Consider the following 18,567-nt stretch of genomic DNA (forward strand, 5'->3'; position numbering starts at 1 on the left):
GCCCTCTTCCGTCCCTCTCGGACCGTCCCCACCGGAGGACCCCCACATGCGCTCGCACCTGCTCAACGACACCACCGCGGAGCAGTACCGCCGTTCCGTGACCCAGGGAGTCGAGCGGGTGGCCGCCAAACTCGCCACCATCCAGCGGCCGTTCACCGGCGTCACGGTCGACGACCTCGCCCCCCGCATCGACGGGATCGACCTCGACCGGCCGCTGCACGACACGGCCGCGGTCCTGGACGAGCTGGAGGACGTCTACCTCCGCGACGCGGTCTACTTCCACCACCCCCGCTACCTCGCGCACCTCAACTGCCCGGTCGTCATCCCCGCCGTGCTCGCCGAGGCGGTCCTGACCGCCGTCAACTCCTCCCTCGACACCTGGGACCAGTCGGCCGGCGGCACCCTCATCGAGCGGAAGCTGGTCGACTGGACGACCGCCCGCGCCGGCCTCGGCCCCGCCGCCGACGGCGTGTTCACCTCCGGCGGCACCCAGTCCAACCTCCAGGCGCTGCTGCTGGCCCGCGAGGAGGCCAAGCCAGGGGAAGGGGGGGCCGACCTCGCGAAACTGCGCATCTTCGCCTCCGAAGTCAGCCACTTCAGCGTCCAGAAGTCGGCGAAGCTGCTCGGTCTCGGCCCCGACGCCGTCGTCGCGGTCCCCGTCGGCCACGACAAGCGCCTCCAGAGCGTCGCCCTCGCCCGCGAGCTGGAGCGCTGCGCCGCGGACGGCCTGGTCCCCATGGCCGTCGTCGCCACCGCCGGCACCACCGACTTCGGCTCCATCGACCCGCTGCCGGAGATCGCCGCGCTGTGCGCCCAGTACGGGGTGTGGATGCACGTGGACGCCGCCTACGGCTGCGGACTCCTCGCCTCCCTGAAGTACCGGGACCGGCTGACCGGCATCGAGCGCGCCGACTCGGTCACCGTCGACTACCACAAGTCCTTCTTCCAGCCGGTGAGTTCCTCCGCCCTGCTGGTCCGGGACGCGGCCACCCTGCGCCACGCCACCTACCACGCGGAGTACCTCAACCCGCGCCGGATGGTGCGCGAGCGCATCCCCAACCAGGTCGACAAGTCCCTCCAGACCACCCGCCGCTTCGACGCCCTCAAGCTGTGGATGACGCTGCGCGTGATGGGCGCCGACGGCATCGGCGAACTCTTCGACGAGGTGTGCGACCTCGCCGCCGAGGGCTGGCAGCTGCTCGCCGCCGACCCGCGCTTCGACGTGGTCGTCGAGCCGAGCCTGTCCACGCTGGTCTTCCGCTACATCCCGGCGGCCGTCACCGAGCCCGTGGAGATCGACCGCGCCAACCTGTACGCCCGCAAGGCCCTGTTCGCCTCCGGCGACGCGGTGGTGGCGGGCACCAAGGTGGCCGGCCGCCACTACCTGAAGTTCACCCTGCTGAACCCCGAGACGACCACGGCCGACATCGCCGCCGTCCTCGACCTGATCGCCGGCCACGCCGAGCAGTACCTGGGAGAGTCCCTTGACCGCGCTTGCTGAAGCCAGTGCCCCGTACGACTTCGTGGGGATCGGCCTCGGCCCCTTCAACCTCGGCCTCGCCTGCCTCACCGAGCCCATCGCCGGACTCGACGGCGTCTTCCTGGAGTCCAAGCCGGACTTCGAGTGGCACGCCGGCATGTTCCTGGACGGCGCCCACCTCCAGACCCCGTTCATGTCGGACCTGGTCACCCTCGCCGACCCGACGTCCCCCTACTCCTTCCTCAACTACCTGAAGGAGAAGGGCCGGCTCTACGCGTTCTACATCCGCGAGAACTTCTACCCGCTGCGCGTCGAGTACGACGACTACTGCCGCTGGGCCGCGAACAAGCTGAGCAGCGTCCGCTTCTCCACGACGGTCACGGAGGTGACGTACGACGAGGCGGACGAGCTGTACGTCGTCGCCACCACGTCCGGCGACACCTACCGCGCCCGCCACCTCGTCCTCGGCACCGGCACGCCGCCGCACGTCCCGGACGCCTGCCGCGGCCTGGCCGGCGACTTCCTGCACAACTCCCGCTACGTCCAGCACCGGGCGGAGCTGCAGAAGAAGAAGTCGATCACGCTGGTCGGCAGCGGCCAGTCCGCCGCCGAGATCTACTACGACCTGCTCGGCGAGATCGACGTCCACGGCTACCGGCTGAACTGGGTGACGCGCTCCCCGCGCTTCTTCCCGCTGGAGTACACCAAGCTCACGCTGGAGATGACCTCCCCGGAGTACGTGGACTACTACCACGCGCTGCCCGAGACGACCCGCTACCGCCTCACGTCCGAGCAGAAGGGCCTGTTCAAGGGCATCGACGGCGACCTGATCAACGAGATATTCGACCTGCTGTACCAGAAGCGGCTCGGCGGTCCCGTCCCCACCCGGCTGCTCACCAACTCGGCGCTGACCAGCGCCCGGTACGCCGACGGCACGTACACGCTCGGCTTCCGCCAGGAGGAGCAGGGCAAGGACTTCGAGATCGAGTCCGACGGCCTGGTCCTGGCCACCGGCTACCGGTACACCGAGCCGGAGTTCCTCAAGCCCGTCCGGGACCGGCTGCGCCACGACTCCCGGGGCAACTTCGACGTCGCCCGCAACTACAGCGTCGACGTCACGGGCCGGGGCGTGTTCCTGCAGAACGCGGGTGTCCACGCCCACAGCATCACCAGCCCCGACCTGGGCATGGGTGCCTACCGCAACAGCTGCATCATCCGAGAGCTGCTCGGTGGCACCGAGTACTACCCGGTCGAGAAGACCATCGCGTTCCAGGAGTTCGCCGTATGAGCACCCCCACCGCCGCGCAGATCGGCGCCCTCACCCTGCGTCCCCTCGACCCGCTGAAGGACGCCGTCCTGCTGCACGGGTGGGTCACCCACCCGAAGTCGGCCTTCTGGATGATGCAGGACGCCACGCTGGTGGACGTCGAGCGTGCCTACATGGAGATGGCCGCCGACGAGCACCACCACGCCTACCTCGGCCTGCACGACGGCGTCCCCGCCTTCCTGATGGAGAAGTACGACCCGGCCCACCGCGAGCTGACCGGCCTGTACGAGCCGGAGCCGGGCGACGTCGGCATGCACTTCCTGGTCGCCCCCACCGACCGGCCGGTGCACGGCTTCACCCGGGCGGTGATCACCGCCGTGATGACCGAGCTGTTCGCCGACCCGGCGACCGCGCGGGTCGTCGTCGAGCCGGACGTCGGCAACAAGGCCGTCCACGCCCTGAACGCCGCCGTCGGATTCGTGCCGGAGCGCGAGATCCAGAAGCCGGAGAAGAGGGCGCTGCTGAGCTTCTGCACCCGCGAGCGGTTTCAGGAGGCGGTGTCCGCATGAACCCGGCCGACACCGTGGCCCACCTCTCCCCCGAGCGCTGGGAGCGGGCCAACCGCCTCCTGGTCCGCAAGGCGCTGGCCGAGTTCACGCACGAGCGGCTGCTCACGCCCGAGCGGGACGGGGACGGCTACGTCGTCCGCAGCGACGACGGCCAGACCCGGTACCGCTTCACCGCCACCGTCCGCGCCCTGGACCACTGGCAGGTGGACGCCGACTCGATCACCCGCCACCGCGACGGGGCGGAACTCCCGCTCGCCGCACTGGACTTCCTTGTCGAGCTGAGGGAGTCCCTGGGGCTGAGCGACGAGATCCTGCCGGTCTACCTGGAGGAGATCTCCTCCACCCTGTCCGGCACCTGCTACAAGCTCACCAAGCCGCGGGTCACCTCCGCCGAGCTGGCGAGGAGCGGCTTCCAGGCCGTCGAGACCGGCATGACCGAGGGCCACCCCTGTTTCGTCGCCAACAATGGCCGGCTGGGCTTCGGCATCGACGACTACCTGTCGTACGCCCCCGAGACCGCGAACCCGGTCCGGCTGGTGTGGCTGGCCGCCCACCGCTCGCGGGCGGCGTTCACGGCGGGCGTCGGCGTCGAGTACGAGTCCTTCGTCCGGGACGAGCTGGGCGAGGCGACCGTCGAGCGCTTCCACGGCGTCCTGCGCGAGCGGGGCCTGGACCCGGCCGACTACCTGTTCATCCCGGTCCACCCCTGGCAGTGGTGGAACAAGCTCACCGTCACCTTCGCCGCCGAGGTCGCCCGGCAGCACCTGGTGTGCCTGGGCGAAAGCGACGACGAGTACCTGGCCCAGCAGTCCATCCGCACCTTCTTCAACACCTCGCACCCCGGGAAGCACTACGTGAAGACGGCCCTGTCCGTCCTCAACATGGGCTTCATGCGCGGCCTGTCGGCGGCCTACATGGAGGCCACCCCCGCCATCAACGACTGGCTCGCCCAGCTCATCGAGGGCGACCCGGTGCTGAAGTCGACGGGCCTGACGATCATCCGGGAGCGGGCGGCCGTCGGCTACCGGCACCTGGAGTACGAGCGGGCCACCGACCGCTACTCGCCGTACCGCAAGATGCTGGCCGCGCTGTGGCGGGAGAGCCCGGTGCCCTCGCTCCAGGAGGGCGAGACCCTGGCGACGATGGCCTCCCTGGTCCACGTCGACCACGAGGGCGCCTCCTTCGCGGGCGCGCTGATCGAGCGGTCGGGGCTCGCCCCCACCGAGTGGCTGCGGCACTACCTGCGGGCCTACTTCGTCCCGCTGCTGCACAGCTTCTACGCCTACGACCTGGTCTACATGCCGCACGGGGAGAACGTGATCCTCGTGCTGAGGGACGGGGTCGTGCAGCGGGCGGTCTACAAGGACATCGCCGAGGAGATCGCGGTGATGGACCCGGACGCCGTGCTGCCGCCGGCCGTCTCGCGCATCGCCGTGGACGTCCCCGACGACAAGAAGCTGCTGTCGATCTTCACGGACGTCTTCGACTGCTTCTTCCGATTCCTCGCCGCCGGCCTCGCCGAGGAGGGGATCCTGGAGGAGGACGGCTTCTGGCGGACGGTCGCGGAGGTCACCCGCGCCTACCAGGAGTCGGTGCCGGAGCTGGCCGACAAGTTCGCCCGGTACGACATGTTCGCCCCCGAGTTCGCGCTGTCCTGCCTCAACCGGCTCCAGCTGCGCGACAACCGGCAGATGGTGGACCTGGCGGACCCGTCCGGCGCGCTGCAACTGGTGGGGAACCTCAGGAACCCCATCGCGGGCCTGTAGCGGGCCCCCACGAGCGGACGGGCACCCCGGAGACGGTCCTCCGGGGTGCCCGTCGGTATCGGCGGGTCAGTTCGTCCAGGGCACCTGGGGCGAGCGGTAGTAGTCGATGCCCAGTGCCTCCCAGCGCGGCGCCTGCGCGGCGAGCCGCTCCTTGTAGGTGTCCCAGTCGTGCGTGGCGGCCGGGGACCAGCCCAGTTCGGCGACGCCCGGCAGCCTCGGGAAGGCCATGAACTCGAGCTGGTCCGGTGCGGACAGGGTCTCCGTCCACATCGGCGCCTCGACGCCGCGGACCGCGGAGGCCGGCACGCCCGGCAGATAGGCGTCCGGGTTCCAGTCGTAGGACCGCCGGACCTCCACGTAGCCCGCCCAGGACAGGCCCAGCGGGGTGTCCTTGGTGTACTTCATGTCGAGGTACGTCCGGTCGGCGGGCGAGACGATCAGGCCGGTGCCGTTCTGCGCGGCCTTGGCGACCTGGGCCTTCTCCGCGGCACTGGTGCCGTCCAGACCCCAGTACTGGGCGAGCGCCCCCTTGGCCGGGACGGCGCCGGTCAGCTGGTGCCAGCCAACCACCGTCTTGCCGTACTCGGCGACGATCGGCTGCACCCGGTCCATGAACTTCACGTAGTCCTCGTGCGGCGTGGAGTGCGCCTCGTCGCCGCCGATGTGGAGGTAGCGGCCGGGGGTGAGCGCGGCCAGTTCGCGCACCACGTCGTCCACGAAGTCGTAGGTGAGGTCCTTGCCGACGCACAGCGAGCTGAAGCCGACGCTGGTGCCGGTGTACAACGGGGGCGCCTTGCCGTCGCAGTTCAGCTCGGCGTAGGAGGCGAGGGCCGCGTTGGTGTGACCCGGCATGTCGATCTCGGGGACGACCTCCAGGTGGCGGGAGGCCGCGTACCGCACGATCTCCTTGTAGTCGTCCTTGTTGTAGTGGCCGCCGGGGCCGCCGCCGACCTCGGTGGAGCCGCCGTAGGCGGCCAGGCGCGGCCAGGAGTCGATGGCGATGCGCCAGCCCTGGTCGTCGCTGAGGTGCAGGTGGAGCTTGTTGAGCTTGTAGAGGGCGAGCCGGTCGATGTAGCCCTTGACCTCGTCGACGGTGAAGAAGTGCCGGGAGACGTCCAGCATGGCGCCGCGCCAGCCGTAGCGCGGGGTGTCCTCGACGGTGCCGCCCGCGACCAGCCACGGGCCGGGCTGCACGGTCCTCTTCTCGACGGACGCGGGGAGGAGTTGGCGCAGGGTCTGGACGCCGTGGAAGAGGCCGGCGGGCCCGGCGGCGGTGATGGTGACGCCGGAGCGGCCGCTGTCCAGGCGGTAGCCCTCGTCGCCGTACGGTCCCTTCGCCAGACGGAGCCGGATGCCGCCGTCGCCGTGGGAGGTGACGGGCAGGCGGTAGCCCGTGGAGGGCCGCAGGACGTCCGCGAGGTAGTCGCCGACGCGGCGGGCCTCGCGCGAGTCGCCGACGCGGATGTGGGTGCCGTTGGTGATGCGGTACGGGGAGCCGCCGGGGTCGACCGAGGACGGGGCGGGGATCACCCGGTCCAGGGGGATCGCGGCCGCCTCCGGGGCGGGGGCCGCCCCGACGGTGAAGGCTCCGGCCGCCGCCACGGACAGCAGCGACCCGAGCAGCCGGGTCAGACGGGGAGTCGTTCCGCGGTGCCGTTGGTGCCGTCTCACGTGCTCTCCCTTCACGATGGGTATAGACCACTCTCCCGCACAACCGCCGCGCACAGAAGCGGTGGAACAATCTCGGCATGGCGGAAATCATCCAGAAGGACGGCACGTGGGTCTTCGACGGCGACACCCTGCGACTGACGCCCGGGCGCGACAAGAACGTCGGCCTGCTCCGCCGGGAACTGGGTGAACTGCTCGTCCCGCTGCGGGCGTTGGCGGGCATATCGTTCGAGCAGGGCAAGAAGTCCGGGCGGCTCAGGCTGCGGTTGCGGGACGGCGCCGACCCGTTGCTCCAGGCGACCGGCGGCCGGCTGGCCGAGCCGCACGACCCGTACCAGCTGATCGTGGACTCCGGCCGGTACGGCGTCGCCGAGTACCTGGTCGACGAGGTGCGCAACGCCCTGCTGCTGGAGCAGGTCCCCTCCGGCCCGGTCGACGCCTATCTGCTGGCGGGGCCCTCCGTCCCCCTGTCGGTGTCCGCGGGGGACGGCACGGCGAGCTTCGACGGCGAGCGGGTGCGGCTGGAGTGGAAGTGGCAGGCGGAGGACGCCAAGTCCGCCGGCGGCCCGCGCACCCTGCCGCTCGCGGACATCACCGCGGTGGAGTGGCAGCCGTCGGCGGGCCTGGAGAACGGCCATCTCCGCTTCACCGTGCGGGCCGCGCCGGCCAAGGTGCCGCCCAAGTACGACCCCGACGCCGTCGAGCTGTGGGGGTTCAGGAAGGACCCGCTGATGGCCCTGGTGGCGGCCGCCGTGCAGGCCCGGCTCCCGCACCCGGCGGGTCCGCCCGCCCTGGAGGGCGCGTCCCCGGCCGAGCCCGCCGCGGACCCCGCCCCGGTCCCCGCGCCGGCCGCGGCTCCGGCCGCCGGGGACGACCACGACGCGCTGCTGCGGCGGCTGCGGGAGCTGGGCGGCCTGCACCGCGACGGAATCCTGACGGACGAGGAGTTCGCGCTGGCCAAGGCGGCCGTGCTCAAGCGGCTGTGAACCGGGGGCGCGCCGCCACAGGAGGGACGGCCTCCGACCAGCCGTCCATAAGAGTTTCGCCGGCACCTTGCCCGATATCGGGCAGGTTTCTTGCGAAAGCCCCGCTCGTACCCCAAGATCTACCGGGTGCACGACGAACTCGTTGATCATCTGACGCGGTCCACTCCCCTCAGCCGGGGCGAGGCGCTGCGGGTGGTCCAGGACGTGCTCGCCTACTTCGACGAGACGACCGAGGAGTACGTCCGTCGCCGCCACCGCGAGCTCCAGGCCCAGGGCCTGGTGAACGCGACGATCTTCGAACGGATCGCGGCGGAACTGAAGTACCGCGCGGTGGCACCGCCGGAGCTGACGCTCCGCCAGTTGCGCCGCATCGTCTACGGCTGAGAGGCCGTCGGACACGAGACCTGCGAGGAATACGGTATATGTGCGGAATCGTCGGATACATCGGCAAGCGTGACGTCGCGCCCCTGCTGCTCGAGGGCCTCCAGCGCCTGGAGTACCGCGGCTACGACTCGGCGGGCATCGTCGTCACCTCCCCGAAGACGGCCGGCCTGAAGATGGTCAAGGCCAAGGGCCGCGTCCGCGACCTGGAGGCCAAGGTCCCGGCGCGCTTCAAGGGCACCACCGGCATCGCCCACACCCGCTGGGCCACCCACGGCGCCCCCTCCGACGTGAACGCCCACCCGCACATGTCGGCCGACAACAAGGTCGCCGTCGTGCACAACGGCATCATCGACAACGCCGCCGACCTGCGCCGCAAGCTGGAGGCGGACGGCGTCGAGTTCCTCTCCGAGACCGACACCGAGGTCCTCGTCCACCTCATCGCCCGCTCCGAGGCGGAGAAGCTGGAGGACAAGGTCCGCGAGACCCTCCGGGTGATCGAGGGCACGTACGGCATCGCCGTCATGCACGCCGACTTCCCCGAGCGCATCGTCGTCGCCCGCAACGGCTCGCCGGTCGTCCTCGGCATCGGCGAGAAGGAGATGTTCGTCGCCTCCGACATCGCCGCGCTGGTCGCCCACACCCGGCAGATAGTCACCCTCGACGACGGCGAGATGGCCACCCTCAAGGCCGACGACTTCCGCACCTACACCACCGAGGGCACCCGCACCACGTCGGAGCCCACCACCGTGGAGTGGGAGGCCGCCTCCTACGACATGGGCGGCCACGACACCTACATGCACAAGGAGATCCACGAGCAGGCCGAGGCCGTGGACCGCGTGCTGCGCGGCCGGATCGACGACCGCTTCTCCACCGTGCACCTGGGCGGCCTCAACCTGGACGCCCGCGACGCGCGTGCCGTGCGCCGCGTGAAGATCCTCGGCTGCGGCACCTCGTACCACGCGGGCCAGATCGGCGCCCAGATGATCGAGGAGCTGGCCCGCATCCCCGCGGACGCCGAGCCGGCCTCCGAGTTCCGCTACCGCAACGCGGTCGTCGACCCCGACACCCTCTACATCGCCGTCTCCCAGTCCGGCGAGACCTACGACGTGCTGGCCGCCGTGCAGGAGCTGAAGCGCAAGGGCGCCCGCGTCCTCGGCATCGTCAACGTGGTCGGCTCGGCGATCGCCCGCGAGGCGGACGGCGGCATGTACGTGCACGCCGGCCCCGAGGTCTGCGTCGTCTCCACCAAGTGCTTCACCAACACCTGCGTCGCCTTCGCGCTGCTGGCCCTGCACCTGGGCCGTACCCGCGACCTGTCCGTGCGCGACGGCAAGCGGATCATCGAGGGCCTGCGCAGGCTGCCCGCGCAGATCGCGGAGATGCTGGAGCAGGAGGAGGAGATCAAGAAGTTGGCCGCGCAGTACGCCGACGCCCGCTCGATGCTCTTCATCGGCCGCGTCCGGGGCTACCCGGTCGCCCGCGAGGCCTCCCTGAAGCTCAAGGAGGTCTCCTACATCCACGCCGAGGCCTACCCGGCCTCCGAGCTCAAGCACGGTCCGCTCGCCCTGATCGAGCCCGCCCTGCCGACGGTCGCGATCGTGCCGGACGACGACCTGCTGGAGAAGAACCGCGCGGCCATGGAGGAGATCAAGGCCCGCAGCGGCCAGATCCTCGCCGTCGCCCACCGGGAGCAGGAGAAGGCCGACCACACCATCGTCGTCCCGAAGAACGAGGACGAGCTCGACCCGATCCTCATGGGCATCCCGCTCCAGCTCCTCGCGTACCACACGGCCCTGGCCCTGGGCCGGGACATCGACAAGCCGCGCAACCTCGCCAAGTCCGTCACGGTGGAGTAGCACACCGGCGAAACGCCGGAACGGCCCCGCACATGTTCGTGCGGGGCCGTTCGCGGGACGAGGGCGGTCCGGACGTCAGGGGATGACCACCACGGGCCGCTGCGCCCGCTTGGCGAGGCGCCCCGCGACGGAACCGAAGAGCCGGCCCACGAGGCCGTGACTGGAGCCGACGACGATCGCGTCCGCCTCGTACTCCCGCCCCACCTCCTCGAGTTCGTGGCAGATGTCACCGCCGCGCTCGACCAGGATCCAGGGCACCTCGGTGAGGTAGTCGGCACACGCCAGCTCCAGACCCAGCACCTCGGTGCGGTGGTCCGGGACGTCGACGAAGACGGGTGGTTCGCAGCCCGCCCACACCGTGGTCGGCAGCCGGTTGGCGACGTGCACGATGACCAGGCCCGAGCCGAGCCGGCGCGCCATGCCGATGGCGTACGCGAGAGCGCGCTCGCTGGAGGTGGAGCCGTCGAAGCCCACGACGACACCGTGCTTGAAGGCTGGGTCGCACGACTGGCGTGGCTCTCCGGCCGCCAGGGGCTCGGCCGCCGTAGGTTCGGCGACGGGCCGCTTGCGGTCCGCGGGTTCGAAGAATTCGTGACCGGCCATGGCTGTCTCGGCGTTTATATCCTCTATGGGGGGCAACATGTGCGGCGGAGCAGTGTCCGGGAATTGTCTTCCCAACCCCATACCCCCAAGGGTACGGCGCCACGCCTCCTTCGCCCAGATCCCGCGCGGGGTCCGCCGCGGGTTCCCCGGAGCATGCCCGAGGGGGCGCCCGTAACGCAATGGTTGCTGCGCTGTACAGGCGGTTTGCACGGGATTCAACTGCCGGTGCCCCCGGCCGCGGCCCGTCGTGACCGGAGGACCGGCCGGACGTTGCTCTCCGTGAGCCGGGCCGGCGGCGCCGCCGACGCGGGGACGGGATCACCGGTCCGGTCCGCCGGGCGGCGTTCGGCCGCGGCCTCGTCCCGGTCCTGCGGGGCGGGTCCGGGGGTGCGCGCCACGCCGGGTGAAAAACACCGGTCGGTTGACCGGTTTCCGCGCACGAGTCCGCTTCTTTTCAGCCAACTTCCACGGGGGTCTCCCCCCTGACCCGAATCACCCCCCAACCCCCGTTCCACCTGCACGGACAGGGTCTCGGGGCCCCCGCGCACGCTATGTGGATTGGCCACTGCCACAAGGCGCACTTCCCTGCGGCGCCCCGGAGTGCAACCCTTCGTGATCGACTGCTTCACGCCAAGTTGCCATGTCGACAATGTCCCAAGTGCCGAACCGGCCACCTCGGTACGACAGGACGCAGTAGATTCGATCTTGACTGTCTACGGCGGGGGACTCGTGCAGGACCGAGGGGAAACGTGTTGGAGCGACAGACCCGAAAGGTTGAGGGCGCCGCGACCACCGAGGGGGGCTTAGCGGGATGAGCCACGACTCCACTGCCGCGCCGGAAGCCGCGGCCCGGAAGCTCTCCGGGCGACGCCGCAAGGAGATCGTCGCGGTGCTGCTGTTCAGCGGCGGCCCCATCTTCGAGAGTTCCATACCGCTGTCGGTGTTCGGCATCGACCGCCAGGACGCCGGCGTGCCGCGCTACCGACTGCTGGTCTGCGCCGGCGAGGAGGGCCCCCTGCGGACCACAGGGGGACTCGAACTCACCGCGCCGCAGGGCCTGGAGGCGATCTCCCGGGCCGGCACCGTCGTCGTGCCGGCCTGGCGGTCGATCACCTCTCCGCCGCCGGAGGAGGCGCTCGACGCCCTGCGCCGAGCGCACGAGGAGGGGGCCCGCATCGTCGGGCTGTGCACCGGCGCCTTCGTCCTGGCGGCGGCGGGCCTGCTGGACGGCCGCCCGGCGACCACCCACTGGATGTACGCGCCGACGCTGGCCAAGCGCTATCCGTCGGTGCACGTCGATCCGCGCGAGCTGTTCGTGGACGACGGCGACGTCCTGACGTCGGCGGGCACGGCGGCGGGCATCGACCTGTGCCTGCACATCGTGCGCACGGACCACGGCAACGAGGCGGCCGGCGCGCTGGCCCGGCGCCTGGTGGTGCCCCCGCGCCGCAGCGGCGGCCAGGAGCGCTACCTCGACCGGTCTTTACCGGAGGAGATCGGCGCCGACCCGCTCGCCGAGGTCGTCGCCTGGGCGCTGGAGCACCTCCACGAGCAGTTCGACGTGGAGACGCTGGCGGCCCGCGCCTACATGAGCCGGCGCACCTTCGACCGCCGCTTCCGCTCGCTGACCGGCAGCGCGCCGCTCCAGTGGCTGATCACCCAGCGGGTGCTCCAGGCGCAGCGGCTGCTGGAGACGTCCGACTACTCGGTGGACGAGGTCGCGGGCCGCTGCGGCTTCCGTTCGCCGGTGGCGCTGCGCGGCCACTTCCGCCGCCAGCTGGGCTCCTCCCCCGCCGCCTACCGGGCCGCCTACCGGGCCCGCCGCCCGCAGGGCGACCGGCCGGTGGACGCGGAGGGCGGCGGCGCGGGCCCGTCCCGGCTGCCCGCCCCGTACGAGGCCGGGCAGCAGCCGGCCGGTGTGCCGGTGGAGAGCCAGGTCCCGTTCCAGGCCCGCCGCACCCCGGTCCCGGCCGCCGCGGCGAGCCTGCCGGGGCAGCGCAGCGCACCGTGACGTGACCTCCGAAAGCGCCGGTCGGGCCCACAGCCCGCCCGGCGCTCCCGGCCGTCCGGCCCTCCCCCACGCCGGGCAGGCGGACCCACTCAGCCCGTCCGGCGTTCGAGGACGAGGCCGTCCAGGCCGAAGCGGGGACTTGGGGGCGGCAGCCCCCGTGAGGCCGGCACCGACGCCGGGGGTCCATACACCGGACGCCCGCCGTAGGGTGGCCCCATGAACGATCGCATGGTGTGGATCGACTGCGAGATGACCGGCCTCTCGCTGTCCGACGACGCGCTCATCGAGGTGGCCGCCCTCGTCACCGACTCCGAGCTGAACGTGCTCGGCGAGGGCGTCGACATCGTCATCCGTCCGCCGGAGCGGGCCCTGGAGACGATGCCGGAGGTGGTGCGGGAGATGCACACCGCGTCCGGCCTGCTCGCCGAACTCGAGGGCGGCACGACGCTGGCGGACGCCGAGGCGCAGGTCCTGGCGTACGTGCGGGAGCACGTGAAGGAACCCGGCAAGGCCCCCCTGTGCGGCAACTCGGTCGGCACCGACCGCGGCTTCCTGCTGAGGGACATGCCGACACTGGAGAACTACCTCCACTACCGGATCGTGGACGTCTCCTCGGTCAAGGAGCTGGCCCGGCGCTGGTACCCGCGGGCCTACTTCAACAGCCCCGAGAAGAACGGCAACCACCGCGCCCTCGCCGACATCCGCGAGTCCATCGCCGAGCTGCGCTACTACCGCGAGGCCGTCTTCGTCCCGCAGCCCGGCCCCGACTCCGACACGGCCAAGGCGATCGCCGCCAAGCACGTCGTGTCCGCCCGGTAGGGGCGCCGGGAAAGGCGGGCGCGAGCACCCCTTCGGACCCTGTACACTTTTTCTCAGCCGGTCGGGGAACCCCGCAAAAGGTTCCGACTACCGGCCATGGTGGGTGTAGCTCAGCTGGTAGAGCACCTGGTTGTGGTCCAGGATGCCGCGGGTTCAAGTCCCGTCACTCACCCTGATCAATCAGCCGGTGGCCTTCGGAAGAAGGTCACCGGCTGATGTGCGTGTGGGGGCGCGGGCGGACCCGCGCCCCCGTTCACGACGAGGCGCGCTCCACCAGCTCCGTCGCCAGCACCACCTGGTGCCGCTCCCGCCCCCCGGTCCCCGCGGGCCGGCGGTCCGCGATCTCGGTCAGCAGCAGGTCGATCATCGCGCGGCCCATCTCCTCGATGGGCTGCCGGACGCTGGTCAGCGGCGGGTCCAGGTGGCGGGCGATCGCCGAGTCGTCGTAGCCGACCAGCGCCACGTCGTCCGGGATGCGCCGGCCCGCCTCGCGCAGCGCCTGGCGCGCGCCGGCCGCGGTGACGTCCGAGGCGGCGAAGACCGCGTCCAGGTCCGGGCAGCGGCGCAGCAGCTCCGTCATCGCGCGCCGGCCGCCCTCCTCGGTGAAGTCGCCCGGCTCGATCAGCTCGTCCGCGTCGCCGAGTCCCCCGTCGCGCAGGGCGTCGCGGTAGCCGTCGACGCGCCGCTGGGCGCCGTAGACGTCGAGGTGGCCGGTGATGTGGGCTATGCGGCCGCGGCCCCGGGACATCAGGTGCTCGACGGCCGAGCGGGCGCCGCCGTAGTTGTCGGAGTCCACGGACGCCAGCGTCTCCGCAGCGGAGCGCGGGCCGCTGATCACCGCCGGGATGTCCAGCTGGGTCAACATGTCGGGCAGCGGGTCGTCGGCGTGCACCGAGACCAGCAGGACGCCGTCCACCCGGTGCGCGGCCAGGTACTGGGCGAGCCGCTGCCGTTCCCGGTCGCTGCCCGCGAAGATCAGCAGCAGCTGCATCTCGGTGTCGGTGATCTCCGCGCCGACACCGCGCAGCATGTCCGAGAAGTAGGGCTCGGCGAAGAACCGCGTCTCCGGCTCCGGGACGACCAGCGCGATCGCGTCGGTGCGGTTGGCCGCGAGCGCCCGGGCCGCGGTGTTCGGGACGTACCCGAGTTCCGCGACGGCCGCCTCGACGGCCGCCCGGGTCGCGTCGCTGACCCGGGGCGAGCCGTTGATCACCCGGGAGACCGTGCCGCGGCCGACGCCGGCCCGGGCGGCCACCTCCTCGAGGGTCGGGCGTCTGACGCCCCGGCTCCGCCCACCGTTGACCGCCATGGTCGTCGCCCTTCCCTCGCAGCTGTCCGGCCAGGAATCTAACAGCCCCGGCTCGTTGCCCTCCCGCCCCCATCGTGCCTCGTGGGCGGCGGAATTCCCCCCTCCGTGCGGTGGAGGGACCGCGAGGGCGCGACCGGCAGGTGGTCGCGCCCTCGCGGTGGCCGAGTGCGGCAGGGGCTCAGCCGAGTTCGCCGGCGGCGGGCAGCGCGTTGTGCCGGATCACGTCGGCGTACCAGTGGGCGCTCGCCTTCGGGATGCGGCGCTGGGAGGAGTAGTCGACGTAGACGGCGCCGAAGCGCTTCGAGTAGCCGTAGGACCACTCGAAGTTGTCCAGCAGGGACCACAGGAAGTAGCCGCGGACGTCCGCGCCGTCGGCGACGGCCCGGCGCACGGCGTCCAGGTGGGTGCGGAGGTAGGCGATGCGCTGCGGGTCGTTGACCAGGCCCTCCGGGGAGACGTAGTCGTCGAAGGCGGCACCGTTCTCGGTGACCATCAGCGGCAGGCCGGGGTGGGACCTCGACAGGCCGGTGAGCAGGGTGTGCAGTCCGTCCGCGTCGATGGCCCAGTTCATCGCGGTCAGGTCGTCGTTGGCGAGGTGGAAGGCCACGTGCTCGGAGCCCGTCCACGGCGAGTGGTCGCTCGCGCCGTGGCCGTCGTTCCGGGTGGAGCCGGTGCCCTCGGCGGGCAGGGAGACCACGGTCGGCGAGTAGTAGTTGACACCGAGCAGGTCGATCGGGCGGGAGATCTCCGCCAGGTCGCCGTCCTTCACCAGCGCGTTCCAGTCGACGAGGTGCGCGGTGTCGGCGATCAGGTCCTCGGGGTAGGCGCCGTCGAGGAGGGGACCGGTGAAGATCCGGTTGCCGACGGCGTCGATGCGGCGGGCCGCCTCGGCGTCCCCGGGGGCGTCGGTGAGGGGGCGCACCTGGTGCAGGTTGAGGGTGATGGACGTCTGCGCGGTCGGCGGCAGGGCCTCGCGCAGGACGCCGACCGCCTTGCCGTGGGCCAGGTTGAGGTGGTGGGCGGCGCGCAGGGTGGCGGCCGGGTCGGTGCGGCCCGGGGCGTGCACGCCGGAGCCGTAGCCGAGGAAGGCGCTGCACCACGGCTCGTTGAGGGTGGTCCACACGCCGACGCGGTCGCCGAGGGCGCGGGCCATGATGGCGGCGTACTCGGCGAAGCGGTCGGCGGTGTCGCGCTGCGGCCAGCCGCCGGCGTCCTCCAGCTCCTGGGGCAGGTCCCAGTGGTAGAGGGTGGCGACGGGGGTGATGCCCGCCTCGAGGAGCTCGTCGGTGAGGCGGCGGTAGAAGTCCAGGCCGCGTTCGACGGCGGGACCGCGGCCGGTGGGCTGGACCCGGGACCAGGAGACGGAGAAGCGGTACGCCTTCAGGCCGAGGTCCTTCATCAGGGCCACGTCGTCGCGGTACCGGTGGTAGTGGTCGGCGGCGATGTCGCCGGTGTCGCCGTTGCGGACCTTGCCGGGGGTGTGGCTGAAGGTGTCCCAGATGGAGGGCGTGCGGCCGTCCTCGGCGGCGGCGCCCTCCACCTGGTAGGCGGCGGTGGCGGCGCCCCACACGAAGCCCGTCGGGAAGGAGGTGCCGGTGGCCGGCTGGGCGGGGGTCTCGGGTCGTACGGCGGTCATGGTGAGAACGCTCCCAAATGGCGTGAGGAGGTGCCGGGCGGTGGGGCCCGGCGGTGCGGGAAGGCGGGGTGGGGCGCGGGGTGGGCGCCCGGGGTCCGGCAGGGCCCGGGTGCGGGCCGGGACCTGCCGGGCGGCGCGGGGTCGGACGAGGGTCAGCCCTTGACGGCGCCCGCCATGATGCCTCCGACGATCTGCTTGCCGAAGACGACGAAGACCACGAGCAGCGGCAGGGTGCTGATCAGCGCTCCGGCCATGACGATGCTCTGGTCGGGGGTGTAGGAGGCGCTGAGCTGTCCGAGCGCGACCTGGATGGTGGGGTTCTCCTGGTTCAGCGCGAGGAAGGGCCAGAAGAAGTCGTTCCACGCCTGGACGAAGGTGAGCATGCCGAGCACCATCATCGCGGGCCGGGCCGCGGGCAGGACGACGTTCCACACGATGCGGAGGTTGTTCGCCCCGTCCACCTTGGCCGCCTCGATGAGTTCGTACGGCAGGGCCTCGATGAGGTACTGGCGCATGAAGAAGACACCGAAGGCGCCGACCAGCGTCGGGAAGATCACCGACTCCAGCTCTCCGCTCCAGCCGATGTCCGACATCATCATGAACAGCGGCACGACGCTGAGCTGCGGCGGGATGGTGAGGGTGGCGATGACCGCGGTCATCAGCACGTTCCGGCCGCGGAAGCGCATCTTGGCGAAGGCGTAGCCGGCCAGCGTGCAGAAGAACAGCGTGGCCGCGGTGATGGAGCCGGCCACGATGGCGCTGTTGACGATGGCCTTGCCGAGGTTGGCCTGTTCCCAGGCCGCTTCGAGGTTGCTGAACAGCCGGCCGCCGGGCAGGAACGGCGGCGGGGTGTCGAGGACCCGCTGCTGGTCGTGCGAGGCGGCCACCAGCGTCCAGTACAGGGGGAAGAGGGACCCCAGGCCGACGACGGCCAGCGCGAGGTAGGTGAAGGGGCCGCCCTTGAGCTGCTGGCCGGCACCGATCCGCAGGCGGCGGCCCTTGCCGCCGCCCGAGCCGGGGGCCTCGGCCACCGGGGCCGGGCCGGGGGCGGTCTTGTAGGGAGTACTTGTCGTGGTCATCGTTGTCGCTCCCGTCAGGCCGCGCTCTTGCGCACGAACCGGCTGACGATCCAGTTGATCAGGGCGATGAGCAGCAGCAGGACGAGCATGGCCCAGGCCACGGCGGCGGCCGGGCCGAGGTGCTGGAGCTTCCAGCCGTAGTTGAAGAGGTAGATGCTGAGCGTCTCGTACTGGTGCTCGCTGCCGCCGACGGCGCCGAGCGTGCCGCCCTGCAGCAGCAGCGGCTCACCGAAGAGCTGCATGGAGCCGATGGTCGAGATGACGATGGTGAACAGGATCGTCGGCCGCAGCGCGGGGATGGTCACCTTGCGGAACTGCTGCCAGCGCGAGGCGCCGTCGATCGACGCCGCCTCGTACAGGTCGGTCGGCACGGCCTGCATGGCCGCCAGGTAGATCAGGGCGTTGTAGCCGGTCCAGCGCCAGATCACGATGATCGAGATGGCGATCTTGGACGTCCAGTGTCCGTTGCCCCAGTCGATGTCCCCCGCGCCGAAGAAGCCCAGCACCCAGTTGAGGAGCCCGCCGTCGGCCCGGAACACCAGGGCGAAGACGAGGGCGGCGGTCGCGACCGAGGTGGCGTACGGGGTGAGGATGATCGTCCGCCAGAAGGTGCTGGCGCGCAGCTTGTAGTTGAGCAGGTGCGCCAGGCCCAGCGCGACCAGCAGCTGCGGGACGGTCGAGATGACGCCGATGATGAAGGTGTTGGAGACGGCCGTCCAGAACTCGGAGTCCTGGAGGATCCTGGAGAAGTTCTCGAAGCCGACCCACTCGGACTGGTCGAGGCTCGTCATCTCCACCCGGTGCAGGGCGATCCACCCGGTGTAGAGGAGCGGGTAGAGCCCGAAGGCACCGAAGATGAGGAAGAAGGGGGCGATGTACGCGTACGGCGACATCTTGTCGTCGAGGCGCCACAGTCGCGAACGCCACGGGCTGCGTTCTCGGGACGCGGCGCCGGAGCCGCCGGTGAGCGGAGTCTTGGCACCCCGTGCGGGGGTTGTCGTTGCCACGGAGGGAGTCCTTCCCTGGGAGGTCGGGCCGGGTAGGGGCGGGAGGTGGGGCGGTGGGCCGGTCGCCCGTCCCGCCGGTCCCTGCCCGCGCGGTGCGGCACGGTGCCGGGCGGCTCGCGCGGCTGCC

Annotated in this window: 15 protein-coding genes and 1 tRNA gene; 10 read left to right on the forward strand and 6 right to left on the reverse strand. The window is 71.4% G+C overall.

Going from position 1 to position 18,567, the window contains the following annotated elements:
* Positions 1 to 46 precede the first annotated feature (46 nt).
* The 4 genes from desA to AC0VYN_RS30410 are packed head-to-tail and all read left to right on the forward strand — an operon-like array spanning position 47 to position 5,082.
* A complete protein-coding gene (gene desA / locus AC0VYN_RS30395; RefSeq protein WP_475533551.1) occupies positions 47 to 1,501 on the forward strand; it encodes a lysine decarboxylase DesA in 1,455 nt (484 codons plus the stop codon).
* Positions 1,485 to 2,768 (forward strand): lysine N(6)-hydroxylase/L-ornithine N(5)-oxygenase family protein, encoded by a 1,284-nt coding sequence (locus AC0VYN_RS30400; RefSeq protein WP_475533552.1) that lies wholly within the window; start codon positions 1,485 to 1,487, stop codon positions 2,766 to 2,768. The genes desA and AC0VYN_RS30400 overlap by 17 nt, the downstream gene beginning before the upstream one ends.
* Positions 2,765 to 3,316 (forward strand): GNAT family N-acetyltransferase, encoded by a 552-nt coding sequence (locus AC0VYN_RS30405; RefSeq protein ID WP_475533553.1) that lies wholly within the window; start codon positions 2,765 to 2,767, stop codon positions 3,314 to 3,316. Before AC0VYN_RS30400 ends, AC0VYN_RS30405 begins: the two co-directional genes overlap by 4 nt.
* Positions 3,313 to 5,082: an IucA/IucC family protein gene (locus AC0VYN_RS30410; RefSeq protein WP_475533554.1), complete on the forward strand. Its 1,770-nt coding sequence runs from the start codon at positions 3,313 to 3,315 to the stop codon at positions 5,080 to 5,082. The genes AC0VYN_RS30405 and AC0VYN_RS30410 overlap by 4 nt, the downstream gene beginning before the upstream one ends.
* A 66-nt stretch (positions 5,083 to 5,148) precedes the next feature.
* On the opposite strand, the gene AC0VYN_RS30415 is transcribed toward AC0VYN_RS30410, so the two are convergent.
* Complete coding sequence (locus AC0VYN_RS30415; RefSeq protein ID WP_475533555.1) at positions 5,149 to 6,753, reverse strand: beta-N-acetylhexosaminidase; 1,605 nt, start codon at positions 6,751 to 6,753, stop codon at positions 5,149 to 5,151.
* 77 nt (positions 6,754 to 6,830) lie between these two features.
* Here AC0VYN_RS30415 and AC0VYN_RS30420 point away from each other — a divergent pair, with 77 nt between their 5' ends.
* The 3 genes from AC0VYN_RS30420 to glmS all read left to right on the forward strand — a co-directional run bounded on the left by AC0VYN_RS30420 (position 6,831) and on the right by glmS (position 9,976).
* Positions 6,831 to 7,736, forward strand: coding sequence for a DUF4429 domain-containing protein (locus AC0VYN_RS30420; RefSeq protein WP_475533556.1), 906 nt, complete (start codon positions 6,831 to 6,833; stop codon positions 7,734 to 7,736).
* Positions 7,737 to 7,862: 126 nt separating this feature from the next.
* Entirely contained in the window at positions 7,863 to 8,120 is a 258-nt protein-coding gene (locus AC0VYN_RS30425; protein ID WP_385462006.1) for a hypothetical protein, read from the forward strand.
* Between the two features lie 38 nt (positions 8,121 to 8,158).
* Positions 8,159 to 9,976 carry a glutamine--fructose-6-phosphate transaminase (isomerizing) gene (gene glmS, locus AC0VYN_RS30430; protein WP_385461975.1) on the forward strand — a complete coding sequence of 606 codons (1,818 nt, stop codon included), beginning with the start codon at positions 8,159 to 8,161 and terminating at the stop codon, positions 9,974 to 9,976.
* 75 nt (positions 9,977 to 10,051) lie between these two features.
* Here glmS and AC0VYN_RS30435 read toward each other — a convergent pair whose 3' ends face one another.
* Complete coding sequence (locus AC0VYN_RS30435; RefSeq protein ID WP_385461981.1) at positions 10,052 to 10,579, reverse strand: universal stress protein; 528 nt, start codon at positions 10,577 to 10,579, stop codon at positions 10,052 to 10,054.
* Between the two features lie 811 nt (positions 10,580 to 11,390).
* Here AC0VYN_RS30435 and AC0VYN_RS30440 point away from each other — a divergent pair.
* From AC0VYN_RS30440 to AC0VYN_RS30450, 3 genes are all read left to right on the forward strand, one after another.
* A complete protein-coding gene (locus tag AC0VYN_RS30440; protein ID WP_475533557.1) occupies positions 11,391 to 12,590 on the forward strand; it encodes a helix-turn-helix domain-containing protein in 1,200 nt (399 codons plus the stop codon).
* 216 nt (positions 12,591 to 12,806) lie between these two features.
* Positions 12,807 to 13,409, forward strand: a complete 603-nt coding sequence (gene orn / locus AC0VYN_RS30445; protein ID WP_475533558.1) for an oligoribonuclease — start codon at positions 12,807 to 12,809, stop codon at positions 13,407 to 13,409.
* Between the two features lie 99 nt (positions 13,410 to 13,508).
* Positions 13,509 to 13,581 (forward strand) — tRNA-His (locus AC0VYN_RS30450).
* Between the two features lie 81 nt (positions 13,582 to 13,662).
* On the opposite strand, the gene AC0VYN_RS30455 is transcribed toward AC0VYN_RS30450, so the two are convergent.
* The 4 genes from AC0VYN_RS30455 to AC0VYN_RS30470 all read right to left on the reverse strand — a co-directional run bounded on the left by AC0VYN_RS30455 (position 13,663) and on the right by AC0VYN_RS30470 (position 18,440).
* On the reverse strand, positions 13,663 to 14,718 hold the full coding sequence (locus AC0VYN_RS30455) for a LacI family DNA-binding transcriptional regulator (RefSeq protein WP_451628240.1): 1,056 nt from the start codon (positions 14,716 to 14,718) through the stop codon (positions 13,663 to 13,665).
* 178 nt (positions 14,719 to 14,896) lie between these two features.
* Positions 14,897 to 16,354, reverse strand: a complete 1,458-nt coding sequence (locus tag AC0VYN_RS30460) for a GH1 family beta-glucosidase (protein ID WP_475533559.1) — start codon at positions 16,352 to 16,354, stop codon at positions 14,897 to 14,899.
* 152 nt (positions 16,355 to 16,506) lie between these two features.
* Positions 16,507 to 17,433, reverse strand: coding sequence for a carbohydrate ABC transporter permease (locus AC0VYN_RS30465; protein ID WP_385461996.1), 927 nt, complete (start codon positions 17,431 to 17,433; stop codon positions 16,507 to 16,509).
* Between the two features lie 14 nt (positions 17,434 to 17,447).
* Entirely contained in the window at positions 17,448 to 18,440 is a 993-nt protein-coding gene (locus AC0VYN_RS30470) for a carbohydrate ABC transporter permease (protein ID WP_475533560.1), read from the reverse strand.
* Between the last annotated feature and the right edge of the window lie 127 nt (positions 18,441 to 18,567).

This window comes from Streptomyces sp. 63XJN7_1_ISO-PGPR-S23-121 (assembly GCF_056173025.1).